This window comes from Novosphingobium sediminicola, assembly GCF_014196525.1.
Lineage (GTDB): Bacteria > Pseudomonadota > Alphaproteobacteria > Sphingomonadales > Sphingomonadaceae > Novosphingobium > Novosphingobium sediminicola.
Map to the genome: position 1 here is coordinate 1 of NZ_JACIDX010000037.1, position 12898 is coordinate 12898.

General features: G+C 57.7%; 13 protein-coding genes and 2 pseudogenes. 11 read left to right on the forward strand and 4 right to left on the reverse strand.

Features of this window, described 5'->3' with window-relative positions; genetic code table 11:
• Nucleotides 1–343 (reverse strand): annotated as a pseudogene (locus GGR38_RS23470) (DUF932 domain-containing protein); the annotation flags it as partial.
• Nucleotides 344–855: 512 nt separating this feature from the next.
• On the opposite strand from GGR38_RS23470, the gene GGR38_RS23475 reads away from it, so the two are divergent.
• From GGR38_RS23475 to GGR38_RS24505, 3 genes are all read left to right on the forward strand, one after another.
• The gene (locus GGR38_RS23475) at nucleotides 856–1251 is read left to right on the forward strand and encodes a hypothetical protein (RefSeq protein WP_183629395.1); all 396 of its coding nucleotides are present in this window, start codon (nucleotides 856–858) and stop codon (nucleotides 1249–1251) included.
• An 810-nt stretch (nucleotides 1252–2061) separates the two neighbouring features.
• Complete coding sequence (locus GGR38_RS23480; RefSeq protein WP_246405247.1) at nucleotides 2062–2514, forward strand: EAL domain-containing protein; 453 nt, start codon at nucleotides 2062–2064, stop codon at nucleotides 2512–2514.
• Complete coding sequence (locus GGR38_RS24505; protein ID WP_183629399.1) at nucleotides 2462–2737, forward strand: EAL domain-containing protein; 276 nt, start codon at nucleotides 2462–2464, stop codon at nucleotides 2735–2737. Before GGR38_RS23480 ends, GGR38_RS24505 begins: the two co-directional genes overlap by 53 nt.
• Nucleotides 2738–2899: 162 nt before the next feature.
• On the opposite strand, the gene GGR38_RS23490 is transcribed toward GGR38_RS24505, so the two are convergent.
• Together GGR38_RS23490 and GGR38_RS23495 are read right to left on the reverse strand one after the other, a co-directional pair.
• Complete coding sequence (locus GGR38_RS23490; protein ID WP_343059213.1) at nucleotides 2900–3325, reverse strand: PilZ domain-containing protein; 426 nt, start codon at nucleotides 3323–3325, stop codon at nucleotides 2900–2902.
• A 117-nt stretch (nucleotides 3326–3442) separates the two neighbouring features.
• A complete protein-coding gene (locus GGR38_RS23495; RefSeq protein WP_183629402.1) occupies nucleotides 3443–3688 on the reverse strand; it encodes a GTP-binding protein in 246 nt (81 codons plus the stop codon).
• Nucleotides 3689–3866: 178 nt separating this feature from the next.
• On the opposite strand from GGR38_RS23495, the gene GGR38_RS23500 reads away from it, so the two are divergent.
• From GGR38_RS23500 to GGR38_RS23535, 8 genes and pseudogenes are all read left to right on the forward strand, one after another.
• Nucleotides 3867–5999, forward strand: coding sequence for a TonB-dependent siderophore receptor (locus tag GGR38_RS23500; protein WP_183629403.1), 2133 nt, complete (start codon nucleotides 3867–3869; stop codon nucleotides 5997–5999).
• 467 nt (nucleotides 6000–6466) lie between these two features.
• The gene (locus GGR38_RS23505; RefSeq protein WP_183629404.1) at nucleotides 6467–8242 is read left to right on the forward strand and encodes a hypothetical protein; all 1776 of its coding nucleotides are present in this window, start codon (nucleotides 6467–6469) and stop codon (nucleotides 8240–8242) included.
• A gap of 17 nt (nucleotides 8243–8259) precedes the next feature.
• Nucleotides 8260–8793, forward strand: coding sequence for a TadE family protein (locus GGR38_RS23510; RefSeq protein WP_183629405.1), 534 nt, complete (start codon nucleotides 8260–8262; stop codon nucleotides 8791–8793).
• Nucleotides 8794–8804: 11 nt separating this feature from the next.
• Entirely contained in the window at nucleotides 8805–9212 is a 408-nt protein-coding gene (locus tag GGR38_RS23515; protein ID WP_183629406.1) for a TadE/TadG family type IV pilus assembly protein, read from the forward strand.
• 75 nt (nucleotides 9213–9287) lie between these two features.
• Nucleotides 9288–9710, forward strand: a pseudogene (locus GGR38_RS23520) (transposase); the annotation flags it as partial.
• Nucleotides 9711–10130: 420 nt separating this feature from the next.
• Complete coding sequence (locus GGR38_RS23525) at nucleotides 10131–10595, forward strand: hypothetical protein (protein ID WP_183629408.1); 465 nt, start codon at nucleotides 10131–10133, stop codon at nucleotides 10593–10595.
• Between the two features lie 142 nt (nucleotides 10596–10737).
• On the forward strand, nucleotides 10738–11103 hold the full coding sequence (locus GGR38_RS23530) for a hypothetical protein (RefSeq protein ID WP_183629410.1): 366 nt from the start codon (nucleotides 10738–10740) through the stop codon (nucleotides 11101–11103).
• A 344-nt stretch (nucleotides 11104–11447) separates the two neighbouring features.
• Nucleotides 11448–11912 (forward strand): helix-turn-helix domain-containing protein, encoded by a 465-nt coding sequence (locus GGR38_RS23535; protein ID WP_183629412.1) that lies wholly within the window; start codon nucleotides 11448–11450, stop codon nucleotides 11910–11912.
• A 36-nt stretch (nucleotides 11913–11948) separates the two neighbouring features.
• Here GGR38_RS23535 and GGR38_RS23540 read toward each other — a convergent pair.
• The coding region (locus tag GGR38_RS23540; protein WP_246405249.1) for an IS3 family transposase at nucleotides 11949–12898 on the reverse strand (950 nt) is incomplete at its 5' end.

The following is a 12898-nucleotide window of genomic DNA, read 5'->3' on the forward strand; positions in this document are numbered from 1 at the left end:
GCAGATAGGAAGCCGGCGCCCCGACCAGACTGGAGAGCTGGCCGAAGGACCAGTTGGTCGGAGCAATGGGGTGATCATCGCCCGGGGCAAGGAGCGTCAGCCTTTCGGCATTGTCGCTGCGGGCCTCAACGCGAAGGCTGCGGCTTTCCACGATGCGGGTGGAAGCTTTGTCTGCTCGAGCGCAAACTCTGGCATAGAGGTCAGTGAGCGAGAGGAATTTCTCATCGTCAGGGCGCAAGAACCATTCGGAGGATACACGGCCAATGCGCTGGCCGCGGTTGACGTCGATGCGCCAGGGCACAGCCTGAGGGGTGGTCTCGATCACAGGGGCAAGAGAAGTCATCTGCCGTCTCCTTGGGATTACCGAGGTAGGGGCTCAATCCCCCTCGCCTCACCCTATTCCCCCTTGCCTTTCCTCCTTTATTTTGACCGTCCATCTGCCGGGGAAGGCAGTCAGCTGCGCTTGTGAGGCGCCGTGCTTGTATATTGGGTATATTGGGCATGCTTGGGCCGGTCGGCGCCTTAACCGCCGTCAGTCAGGGCATGCTGAGGATCGTCTCGCCGGCCGCGTCAAAGACTGCTGCTTCCCCGCGCAAACCCCATCGTTTGCATTCAAGCGATCCCCGCCGCCGGCAACCGCTGGACAGAGACACCTTGGCTGGTGGGCTGCCTTTTCGTAGAGCCTGCCGCATTCGATGAAAGCCAATGAAGCCGGGGCGATGCCTGCACCCGGAGGTCTTCAGGCTGAGCTGGCCGGGGAGGAGAGGCATTGCAGCCCTGCCCCCCCTGCACGCCCCGTCTTATGGCATTCCCCGAGATAATTGAGCCGCCTGACGGGCACGGCAGGGCGGACTGATGCGGCTGACACCCTTTCAACCGCAACAGCCCATCACCATGGTTAAAAATGAAACACCAAGTATCTTTGCCATGCATAAAAAGCCCCCCTTAATTTTATATTTCTACTTTTATTCCATAAATTTAAGGGGAATGGTCGTGAACCTTTTAAAATCTGCCTGCATCGTACTCACGATGGCGGGCGTATTGTGCCTAAATAATGCAGCCTATGCCAAGGTGGAATCAGAAAAGGGGAGACCCTCCCCGATTCATTTGAATTCACATGCCGGGTCAAACAGCAAATCTCCTGTATTTTCGAATTCATGGCATCGCGACGACCCCAATTACGGCAAACAGGTGCGGGAATGGGCACATGAGCATCGGGGCGAGCACTCGCATTCAAGCAGCCCTTCCTGACATTCGCCAACCGATTGCAGATCGTGTCATCGCGGGGGCTGCTTTTTACTCGCAAGAGGATTGCAGCCCCTTCCCAGGTCATCCAGCCATGTCTGGACCTGGACGTTTCTCAAAAGCCGCTGTCAGATCAGATTATCTCCCTACGGTAGTGCAGACGGCACCGTCGAACGGAGTGGCATAGCCGCTCCTGGGCTTCCCAAAAGAAGCGGGCAAGGACCGCAACGGTTCGGCCGACGAGGTGCGCGCGCAAGGATGGCTGCGCACAGATCCGCAAAGGTAGTGCATGGGAACCATGCACATAAAAAGGTAAAGTTTCCGCCGGATTTCGCCCCGCCGGGCCGCGCTGCGATGCACATTTTTCGATGAAAAACGCGATGCGAGGCGTAGGGGCGAGTACGTTTCGGCGCCTTCGACAGCCCAACCTGCCCACCCGCCGCGTGCTCTCCGCCCCTGACAGCCGCGATCCCTCGCCTAGAGCGCAGGGCGCCCGTTCAAGGCATGTTCTGCAGGGGTGATGCACCACGTCTGACACAGTTCAGCCGCCTCCTGCGTGGCGCCGTCGCGCTGCCTTATCCGGTCCTCGCTTCGCAAGATCACCGGCTTGGATTTCAGCTTCCGGCTCTGCCGTCCGGCCCGACCACCGGAAAGCCCAATGCATGCCCCCCGCGCCTGATCGTGCCAGGTCACCAGCGCCAAGGAGAAGAGGGGAAGCCTTTATGTCTTCGATACCAGCATGGATTCGGCTGTCCGCGAGCGTCGCAGCTGGAGGCCGATCTGCGGAGAGCGATCAAGTCAAGCGAGATTACCTTGATGTACCAGCCGGTCTTCGAGATCGCCACCGGACGCATTACCAGTGTGGAGGCGCTGGCACGCTGGGACCAACCTTCGCAAGGGCCGATTCGCCCCGACCTGTTCATCAGTCTGCCCGAGGAATGCGGCCTGATCCAGACAATAGGCGAGCACATGCTGCGCCAGGCTTGCCAGGATACGGCGGGATGGCGTTCAGACGTGCGGGTGGCGGTCAACCTGTCACCCATGCAGTTCGCACCGGGCAATCTGGTTGATATCGTGCGGTCTGCTCTGGCCGAAACCGGCCTTGCAGCCGGCCGTCTGCAGCTGGAGGTAACGGAAGGTCTGGTCATTCGGGATGCCAAAAGTACATTTTTGCGGCTTCGCCAGCTCCGGTCGATGGGCATCCAGATCCTGATGGATGATTTCGGGGCGGCTATTCCTCGCCGGGCTATTTTCAGACCTGCCCTTTGACAAGGTCAAGATCGACAAATCCTTTGTCGATGAAATCGCCGGTTCGCTCGCCGCTAAGGCCATCGTGCAAGCCGTTGTGGGTCTGGGGCGTGACCTGAACATGAACATCGTGGCTGGGGGCGTTGAAACCGACTTGCAGATGCGGACGCTGGCCGAATGCGGCTGCCCCCATCTGCAAGGCTACCTGTTATCAAAGCCCCTGTCCTGCCCATGTTCATGTTGAAGGCCACAGGCGACAAGATGTCGGACTTTTCCCGGGCAGACTGATGGACAATTTCAGCGGCACAGCACGCTCAACATCGAACGCTGACACTTGCAACACCGGAAGCTCACTGCCTAACAGGCTGCGGAAAAGGCCGGGTGGGTTTTTCGCAGCTTGCTAAAATCAGATCAATCGCAAGCGTTTCGGGTCGGGCTGGGGGAGGTCATTCGCATAGGCGCGATAAAATCGGCTGACTTCCCAAGCACCATTTTCAACGGCGGGCGACAGATCAGCGTTTTTAGACGCAATCAACTGATCAATGGTCTGGGTATCGATCTCGCAATCAAACTGCATCCCGAAAGCCTTGTCTTCGACCCAACGCAGAACGCCAGTCACAGTAACCTCACGTGCGAAATAGACGGTTACTTGTTCTCCCACCTCTGGGGGCATACTGCTGAAGTTGCCCCCCAAACCCATCAACGATAGATTACGGATGGTGATGTCACGCGCCGTCCCTCCGGCAGAAACCATGCGCGCGCGCATGAGGCGACGCTGGCGGGGCGAGCGCTGCAAAGGCTGACCGGACTCTTGGTGGTGCGATGTCGGCACGTCAAAACCCCTATTTTTCCTGCCTGTACCTACTTACCCGCAGGGTAATAAATCGTTAATGGATAGCCTGAGGTACCTGCGATGCGCTTAGCGGGTGCGGGCAAATGCCGGGCTATCTCAACCTTCGATCGAAATAACAGAACCCAATGTCATTTCGACCAGGGCCTCCTGACTGCGCGACAACTGCGCTTCGCTGCCTCGCATCAGATCGGCGTCGATATTCACCTCGGACATATCATTGACGATCACCGCCCCTCGCGATTGACCAGGATGTTGGTTGAGCAGCGTCGTCTTGCCCGCACCCAGAAAGCCGGACAGCACAGGAAGGCGCGCCTGCGAAGCCTCGACAACAGAAACTGACATATTCTTCTACCGCCTCCGTGATTTATAAGATGATATATCGTTACTATGTGACGGTGGGGTAAGTCAAAGAGGAAGAGGCACTGCAGTCGAATGCGGGTTGAAGGCTTGTCCATTTATGCAATTGACTCTCAATAGCATAAATTCTAGTGGGCCGTGTCATGATGAAGGGGGTTCTTCCATGATGCACAAATTGGTCCTGTCGTTCTTGCCAGCCACCATGTTGTCAGGTGTAGGGGCATGCCCGGCCGTTTCCGCCGCCGAGGCTGATACGACGGACAATGCGGCGCTGAACGATGCGAATACCACCATCATCGTGACCGGCCTCAAGCCTGACGAGGGCCAGAACAAGATCAGCCAGAGCGGCGCACTGGGCGCAAAAACCCTGTTCGACACGCCCTATTCGATCTCGGTCATCGATGCAGAGGACATCACCCGGCGTCAGGCGAACAGCATCGGGCAAATCTTTGCCAATGATCCGTCGGTCTTTTCGTCCGCACCTTCAGGATCGACCAACTGGTGGGGCACCCAGATCCGAGGATTGGGCGTACGCAACTATTATATCGATGATGTGCCCTTGCTGCTTTACTGGGGTGGTGATTTCCCGTTGGAGCCGATCGAAAGCGTCACAGCCTTAAAGGGCCTGACCGGCTTTATGTATGGTTTCGGCGCGCCGGGCGGCGTGATCAGCTATCGCACCAAGCGGCCCACTGCCGAAGCAATGCTGACCACCGAAATCGGTTATCGCACCAGTAGCGTGTTTTATGCCCGCGCCGATGCGGGCGGGCCGCTCTCCCAGGACGGCAGGCTTGGCTATCGTGTCAACATCGGCGGGGAAAAGGGCAATGCCTATAATCAGGCGGGGATCAACCGGCTGGTCGGGTCATTGGCGCTTGAATATGCGATCAGCCCCGACCTCAAATGGTATGCCACCGCGACCTATGAGGACAGCAATCTCCAGCATGAACCTTTCCAGTTCTACTGGGCGAATTATGTAGGCAACTCCTTGCCCCGTCCGACCTATGACTATGAAAAGCTCAACGTCGCGAACAGCTATTACAAGGCGCGTACGCTGGCTGCAGCCACCGGGCTGGACTGGACCTTCGCCCGCGGCTGGTCCGCTCGCCTGACCTATGGCTATACGAACAAGTATCATCGCTCGAACAAGATGTTCGTCTATATGCGCAATCAGGCCGGGGATTATGACGGCTATGCCTACAATTTTGCCGAACTGGACCAGAACCATTTCGGTCAGGCAATGATACAGGGCGATGTCATGACCGGCCCGATCCGGCATCAGATCGTGACGGGCGCCTCATTCCAGCAGACAGACAGCGCCTTTGGCTATAATGACAGGGATTATTATTGGGGCAATGATTTCAACGGCAATATCTATCAGGATCAGCCGTTCCGAGTGACGCGCGCCATCCGTTTCGGAACCGGTGGCTGGCCCAGCAAAGAACAGCAGCGCGCGCTGTTCCTCAGCGATACTTTGCACCTTGGCGAGCATGTTCAGGCCATGGTCGGCGCGCGTCATACCCGGTACAGGCTGGCCGATCTGGACGGCAATCCATTGGTGGATTCGGGCTATCGCACCTCTGCGGTCACGCCCACTTTGGCCCTGATCTACAAGCCGGCCCCCTATGCCTCCCTCTATGGCAGCTATGTCGAGGCGATGGAACCGGGCAGCCGGGTCGGCGGCGAATATGCCAATGTCGGAGAGGTGCTGAAAGCAACGCTGAGCCGCCAGTATGAGATCGGCGCCAAATATGAGCATAGGCAGTTCAGCCTGACTTTGGCCGGTTTCCGCATCGAACGCGCCAACACGATCGATCGCCTCATCAATGGCGCGCGCCACCTGACCCAGGATGGACTGACGCTTTACAAAGGTGTCGAGGCGATTGGCAGCTATCGGTTCAGCGACAGGCTGAAACTGGGGGCAGGTGTACTCCATCTCGGTCCGAGCATCAGGAATGTTTCGGCTGGCAACGAGGATCTGCGCGGGAATATTCCTGCCGGTGCGGCGAAATGGCAACTGACCGGCAGTGCCGAATATTATGTCGCGGCCATTCCGGGGCTGAGCTTGCATGGCAACCTCCGCCATAGCGGCAAGGCCCCGACCAGCGACAGCAACACTCTGTATGTTCCGGCCTATACCACCGCCAACCTTGGCTTTCAGTTCAACACGCTCATTGGCGGGCGCAAGGTGACGTTTACCGGCAATGTCAACAATCTGCTGAACGCCAAATACTGGACCCAGACCAACATCGGCGAGGGCATCAACGCCGCGATGAGCGTCCGCCTGTCATTGTGACGGAGCAGATTGGAGCGGATGAGGCCGCACGCAGGTTGTCGAGGTTGACGATGCCGCCGGGACGCGGTGCTGGGGCCAGGCGACATGGTCCATCTCGCCACCGTCAGATATTGGTTCAAGTCTGTCCACGCCGTCAAATGGTCTGGCTGCCCCACAGCGTTGACAAATCAATATCGTCGCACATTCAAAAAGACAGAAAGATCGAAACCTGTAATCGCAAAATATGAACAGGTTAACCATATAAATATACCAGATAGTGAAATAGATTTATAAATTTCCGTTAAAACTTTCCGTGTTCTAAAAGGATCATGGCAAGGGCAGCGATTCTTTTTGTTTTTCAGTTTTTTGAACTGAAATTTTTGCAAGGTTCCCCTGCCCCGGAAGGGCGTATTACGTTAATATCGTTTCGTATATACCCCTTGATATTACGTAGAACCGCGCGCCTGCTCCATCATCTGGCGCATGATATGCGGGCCAGCGTAAGTGTGCTGGGCGTCAGCGCATTGCCGGTCATCATCGGCATCGCGGCTCTTTCGATGGAATTGGGGCAAGGCTATCAGGCCAAGATCACCTATCAGGGCATTGCCGATGTTGCCGCCCTTGCCGCCGCCAATGCCTATGCTTCGAGCAAGAGCGACACCATCCTGACAGCCACGGCCACCAACGTTGTCAATATGAACGGTGTGGCCAGTTCCAACGTCACCGTCACGCATTTGACCAATTACAGCGCTTCGGTCTCCGACGCCGTTCAGGTGGTGCTCACCCGAACGGTCCCGGTCTTTTTTGGCCAGGTGCTCCGCACGCAGGCCAGCTATACGGTAAAGGTCGTCTCCGTTGCCTCGCTGGCCAGTTCTTCGACACCGGCCTGCATCATCGCCCTTTCATCCAGCGACAGCGGCGTTGCCCTTTCCGGCGGCACACGGTTGAGCGCTCCGCAATGCGCAATTGCCTCGAACAGCATGGTCAGCGTGACCGGCGGCTCCACGATTTCTGCCAAATCGCTATTGTCATCCGGCTCGGTCAGTATTGACGGAGGCAGTTCGATCAGCGCCGATCCCACAATATACGGGTCCTCACTCAGTGTCGCCGCAGGCAGCAGCATCACCGGCAGCCAGACCCGCAAAAGCAATAATACCGCCGATCCTCTGGCGGGCAATGCGAGCATCGCGACCGTGCAAGCGCTCATCGGCACCTATACTCCGCCCGTTGCGCCCTCCGTGCCTGTCGGCGCGGACATGGCGCCGGGATGGTATCCCTCGGTCATGACCTTTCAAGGCCGTACCGGCACCCTGTCGGGCAGCACATGGACATTCCCGCCCGGCACCTACAATTTCCGCGACCTCAACACCGGCAGCCTGACCGTCAATATTCAGGGGCCTTCAACAGTCACGATCAGCGGCAGCCTGACGGTGGGCGGCGGCGGCAGGCTTATCATCGGAGACGGGCCGGTAACCATCAATGCGCCGATCAGCCTATCGGGCGGCACTTCGCTGACGCTGGGCGCCGGACGGCATTATCTTGGCGCGGTTACGGTGGGCGGCGGTTCATCGGTCACGCTGGGCGCAGGTGACCTTGATGTGAACGGCGCCATTGCCATCAGCGGCGGCGGGAGCACGATGGCTGTGGGGGCGGGCAATGTCGCCATCGGCCGTGACAGCGCCAGCCCGCCCAATGCCATCGTCCTGTCCGGCGGCAGCGTGCTGACCTTCGGCAATGGCACGTTCAGCGCCAATGGCGCGATCATCACCTCGGGCGGCAGCACGATCACCTTTGGCCAGACCGCCAACCACCTGATCAACGGCAACCTCAGCCTCAACGGCAGTTCCACATTCGGCACCGGTCTCTACACGATCAACGGCGGCTTCACCAACAACACCGGCGGCACCATGGCAGGCTCGAACGTCAGCTTCGTCATGGCCGGAACGCTCAATGTCGCGGGCGGCACCTCGGTCAATCTGAGCGCGCCCAGCAGCGGTTCGGCCTCGGGCATCCCCGATGTGCTTTTCGTCACCAAAGCCACCTCTGCCACCATACTTGGCGGGGGAACGCAGGATGTGTTTTCCGGGGCGGTCTATGTGCCCAATTCCGATTTCCAGATGAGCGGCGGCGCAGGCGCCACGGGCGGTTGCTTCATGATCGTGGCAAAAACCGTCACATTGTCCAGCGGTCCTTCGGCGGCCACGATGTGCAGCAGCCTGAGCAACGCCTCTTCAACCAGCAGTTCGGTCACACTGATAAAATGATGGTCAGGAGCCGCCTCATGATGCCTATACTGCGCCTGCGTCACCTTTTGCGTGATCTGCGCGCTCATCTTGTGGGCACGGCCACAATCGAGTTTGCCCTTTGGTCGATCCTCGTTTTCGTTCTGCTGCTGCCCTGCCTCGATCTCGCGGCCTATCTGGTGGCGGGAAGCTCGATGGGGGCGGCGGTCGATCAGGCAGCGATACTGGCCTATGACATGCGCAATTCCGATACGATCGACACCACCCGGCTATCGGGCTACGTCGCCTCCACCGCATGGGTTCCCAACGGCACACCCAGCACAAAGATCACCTGCAACGGTGAGCAGCAATCCTGCGCCGCCAGCCTGGCCAACCGGCCATGCGCCTGTGTATCGGGGCTGAGTCCGATCTATACACCTGCTGCCGTCTGCGGGATGGCCTGCCCAAGCGGGGCCACATCGGGCTTTTATCTGACCGTGCAGGCGCAGGTCACCTATCAACCCATGATCGTGCCTGACCGCTGGCTGGCGGGCAGCACTCTGGCGCGATCAGTCACGGTGCGGCTGCAATGAGGGGACATGCCATGGCCGATCGATGGAGGGCCGATACCAGCGCCGTCACGGCCATCGAATTTGCCCTGACGGCGCCGGTGTTGCTTGCCTTCATCTTTATGCTGATCGAGGGCGGAAGGCTGGAATGGACGCGGCAGGTGTTGCAGGAAGTGAACACCAATGCCGTGCGATGTATGACGCTGGGACAGGACACCTGCGGCTCCACCAGCGCCATTCAGAACTATGCGCGTTCGCGCGGCTTGGCATGGGGCGTATCGCTGGACAATGCCACGATCACTGTTGCTACCGGCCAGACCTGCGGCGGCGTTTCAGGGATGAACCGGATCTCGATCGCTCTGCCCTACAATTCGGTCATCGGCCTGTTGCCTGCTGCGCCCAACGTCCTGTCATCAACGGCCTGCTATCCCGCAATCACTTAGCTAACCTGCCATATTCACCCGGCGGGTGTTGAGGTGCTGGCGGGAGTGGCGTAGGCGATTGTTTTACAGTAGGGAATTGGGTGTCTAAACCAATCTCGCAGCGAGGCATTCGCTTACGCCACTCCCGCCGAAAGCGGAGATAGTGCGTTGGGATTTTCGATTCCAGCGATCGACCGCAAAAATCACAGCCGCGTTTGATGGTGGTCGACCGACTCGGATAGCTGAGCTCTTCTGCTGGGGCAGACCGAACGCGCGATGGGAATTTGCAGACGTCTCGCGGCCTGTATGGCTGATCCGCGTAATCCTGTGTGGGTGACCCACCGCCTTGATGATATCCTGCGGGCCCACGTGCTCGCGATCGCCTGCGGTTACGGGGATGCCGATGACCTCGATGCCCTGCGCAATGATCCGGGCTTCCGTCTGGCACGGGGCAAGCTGACCGGATCGGGCCTGAGGCTTGCCAGTCAGCCGACGATGAGCCGGTGGGAGAACACACCTGTTGAGCAACGCCAAGAATTGATGGAGTCGTCTTGCTTTCAAACGGGGCGGGCCATACGTTCGTTCAGGCCAGCAGATAGGAAGTTTATCGTGAACCCACAGAGATCGATAGCCGGGTTGCCACAGATGACTTTCCATGGTCCTTTTTGCATGGTCTTTTAAGTGTTGGTCTTTTTTGCGTTGCGAGGCTGCATTTAGGAGACCGAAACACCGCCGGTTCGCTTTGGGTATACCCTAAAAGGACCGCCGACTATGAGGCGCGCTTGGCGGCTGTCAACGAGAGGCACGAAGAGGTCGGCGTAGGCGGACAATTCTGCCGGTCGGCGCGGGGAGTGTGATCGTCCGGTTGCGCCCATTTATGGACCTTCAAGTTCCGATGATGTACTTTGGTAAGCGGACACGAGGGGGCATTGAAAGAGCATGGCTTTTACGAAACGCCTCATAGGTTTGGTCGGCGCAGCCACTTGCTTGACCGCTTGTTCAAGTGGAAAAGCTCCATTCAGGCAGGTGCAATTCTGTTTGAAAGACGCGCAAGAAATTCCCGAATTTAAGATGTTCATGAACCAGATAGCGCAGGAAAACCGAATGGAGTTCGGCGATCGAAGTGGCCAGACACAAGATGAACTTCAAAACCTTGCTTCTCATGAAAAATCCGTGCCAACAAACGATCAGATCGTTAATGTCAGTGGATATCGAGGTGATTTCAGCTTTGGCGCAGGAAACATGGGTCTTCCTACGCAGCAAATATCAATCGGTTTTGGTGGGGATGACGCCGTGTCTGCTAAAAAATTCGCAGACATGGTAATACAAAAGCTAGCGACCAAATGGAGAATCCACGAAGTTCCTCATGGTCAAGGCGCACTTCCGTTGTCGAAATGCGATTAGCTACCCGAACGGCTGGAATCCACCATAACGAGACGGGTGGTTCCCGCCCATTTTTCGACGAAGGGCGCCGTTCCGAACACGACACCATTGCGGACATAAATTGGCCTGATATGATGAGGCAAGTTTTTACTATAGGTTGGCCATGGACATCGAAGCGTCACAGGGAAATTCTAAAATAGTTTTTTCCTTAGGTGAAGATGAATCGTGGCATCTTATGTCAATTCTTCTTCATGCAAAATTTTCAGACGATCCAAAACTTGAAATTGCCGGATCACCTACGATGCGCTCTCTTCTTGAAGGGTTGATGTCTGCGCGAAATGAGCTTGGCTTCAATCGAAATGAAGTCCCTGACTGGAATGTCATACATGAAAAGGGCGGTCTTTACGCACCTCCTGCATTTCGTATTTTGGAGAATGACCTCAAGGCGCATCTCGGGAAGAAGGATGTGGCCAAGGAGTTGGGAGACTACCTCTTCCCACTCAAATGGATAAGAAGAGATGTGTCGTGAAAGGGATTGTCCGCTCCCCCTAACTTTTTTGCCTTAGCTGACCGTTGACGACATGCCGGAAAGCTGTCGGTTGTTCATGGACCCGGAACGACCGCTCCCCACCATTTCGAGCCGGGCGGCTTCCGCCCAAAGGACGCCACTGCGAACGTTCTATTTTCTGCGGCGGTCATCACGCAAGTGGCAAGAGCCTATCTGTGCGATACCACCAGTGCGGCGATCAGAAGCCCGCCAGCGATTGGTAGCCCCCAGTTTAGAGCGTTTTCCACAGCGCTTGAATCGAGCGGGGTTTTCTGCGGCAGCGTTTTCTGACTCAGCCTGAGTGCTGGATATGGAGGCCGGCACGGATGGGCAGAGCATTATCTCAGGATTTGCGTGATCGTGTGGTGTCAGCGATCGATGGCGGGCTGAGTTGCCGGGCAGCAGCGATGCGTTTTGGCGTTGGCGTGGCAACGGCGATCCGCTGGCGGCAAATGGCCATCGCGCATGGTCGCGCGGTGGCCGGTAAACCCGGCGGCGACCAGCGCTCATCCAAGACGGATGCCCACGCCAACCTCATCCTGGCCATGCTGGAGGAGAACGGCGACATCACCCTTGCCGAAATCCGCTCGGGCCTGGCCGGGCGGAACATCCATGTGGGCATCGGCACGCTGTGGCGGTTCTTCGACCGGCATGGGATCACGCGCAAAAAAGTCGGGTCACGCTATCGAGCAAGACAGGCCGGACGTCCTGAAACAGCGCAGGGCGTGGTTCGACGGCCAGTTAGACCTCGATCCGGAACGCCTTGTTTTTATCGACGAAACCTGGACTGATGCGCCCCGGGATTGCCGGAGACCTATTTGATCAAATTAAGCAGCCAAGGGCTGCTCGTCCAGCGTGGAGTAATAGCAGGCTTCGGCCTCTGCCGGGGGGATGTTACCGATCGGGCCAAGCAGTCGCTTGTTGTTGAACCAGAAAACCCATTCCAGTGTGGCGAATTCCACCGCTTCGAAGGATTTCCACGGGCCACACCGGTGGATCACCTCAGCTTTATAGAGACCGTTGATCGTCTCGGCCAAGGCATTATCGTAGGAATCGCCTACGCTTCCCACGGATGGCTCGATCCCGGCTTCGGCCAAGCGCTCAGTGTATCTAATTGAAAGATATTGGGATCCACGGTCGCTATGATGGATGAGGCCCCCACGATGAACAGGTCGCCGATCATGGATTGCCTGTTCGAGGGCATCGAGAACAAAGCTGGCGTGGGCAGTCCTGCTGACCCGCCAGCCCACGATATAGCGGGCAAAAACATCGACTACGAAAGCCACGTAGACAAAGCCGTTCCAAGTGGAAACGTAAGTAAAATCAGATACCCACAGCCGGTTAGGCGCGGATGCATGGAACTGTCGGTTGACCTGGTCGAGCGGACACGGCGCAGCCTTGTCGCTGATGGTTGTTTTGACCGGTTTGCCGCGGATGACGCCCTGCAAGCCCAAATCGGCCATCAGTCGCTCAACCGTGCAACGTGCAACCTTGAAGCCTTCGCGCTGCATTTGCCGCCATACCTTGCGCGCGCCGTAGACGTTGAAGTTCTCGGCAAAGATACGCAGGATATCCGGCTTGAGCGCGTCATCCTTGCGCGCGCGTACCGAACGACGTGCCGGATTACGTCGCTGCGCCACGCGTTCATGATAGGCAGATGGGGCGACCTGCAGGGTCCGGCAGGGGAGTGTCAGGAATTCCGTGTACGGGGCGGCATAATGGGTAGAAAGATCCCCAATTATGGCACGACGCAAAGCCCCTTCGATCCCCGATGACC

What these genes read in the sequence shown, in the direction of transcription:
- GGR38_RS23495 (WP_183629402.1), bottom strand. Translation starts at nt 3,688, where the DNA reads ATGTCAGTTTCTGTTGTCGAGGCTTCGCAGGCGCGCCTTCCTGTGCTG.
- GGR38_RS23500 (WP_183629403.1), top strand. Translation starts at nt 3,867, where the DNA reads ATGATGCACAAATTGGTCCTGTCGTTCTTGCCAGCCACCATGTTGTCA.
- GGR38_RS23515 (WP_183629406.1), top strand. Translation starts at nt 8,805, where the DNA reads ATGGCCGATCGATGGAGGGCCGATACCAGCGCCGTCACGGCCATCGAA.
- GGR38_RS23475 (WP_183629395.1), top strand. Translation starts at nt 856, where the DNA reads ATGCGGCTGACACCCTTTCAACCGCAACAGCCCATCACCATGGTTAAA.
- GGR38_RS23505 (WP_183629404.1), top strand. Translation starts at nt 6,467, where the DNA reads ATGCGGGCCAGCGTAAGTGTGCTGGGCGTCAGCGCATTGCCGGTCATC.
- GGR38_RS23510 (WP_183629405.1), top strand. Translation starts at nt 8,260, where the DNA reads ATGATGCCTATACTGCGCCTGCGTCACCTTTTGCGTGATCTGCGCGCT.
- GGR38_RS24505 (WP_183629399.1), top strand. Translation starts at nt 2,462, where the DNA reads ATGATTTCGGGGCGGCTATTCCTCGCCGGGCTATTTTCAGACCTGCCC.
- GGR38_RS23530 (WP_183629410.1), top strand. Translation starts at nt 10,738, where the DNA reads ATGGACATCGAAGCGTCACAGGGAAATTCTAAAATAGTTTTTTCCTTA.
- GGR38_RS23525 (WP_183629408.1), top strand. Translation starts at nt 10,131, where the DNA reads ATGGCTTTTACGAAACGCCTCATAGGTTTGGTCGGCGCAGCCACTTGC.
- GGR38_RS23535 (WP_183629412.1), top strand. Translation starts at nt 11,448, where the DNA reads ATGGGCAGAGCATTATCTCAGGATTTGCGTGATCGTGTGGTGTCAGCG.
- GGR38_RS23480 (WP_246405247.1), top strand. Translation starts at nt 2,062, where the DNA reads ATGTACCAGCCGGTCTTCGAGATCGCCACCGGACGCATTACCAGTGTG.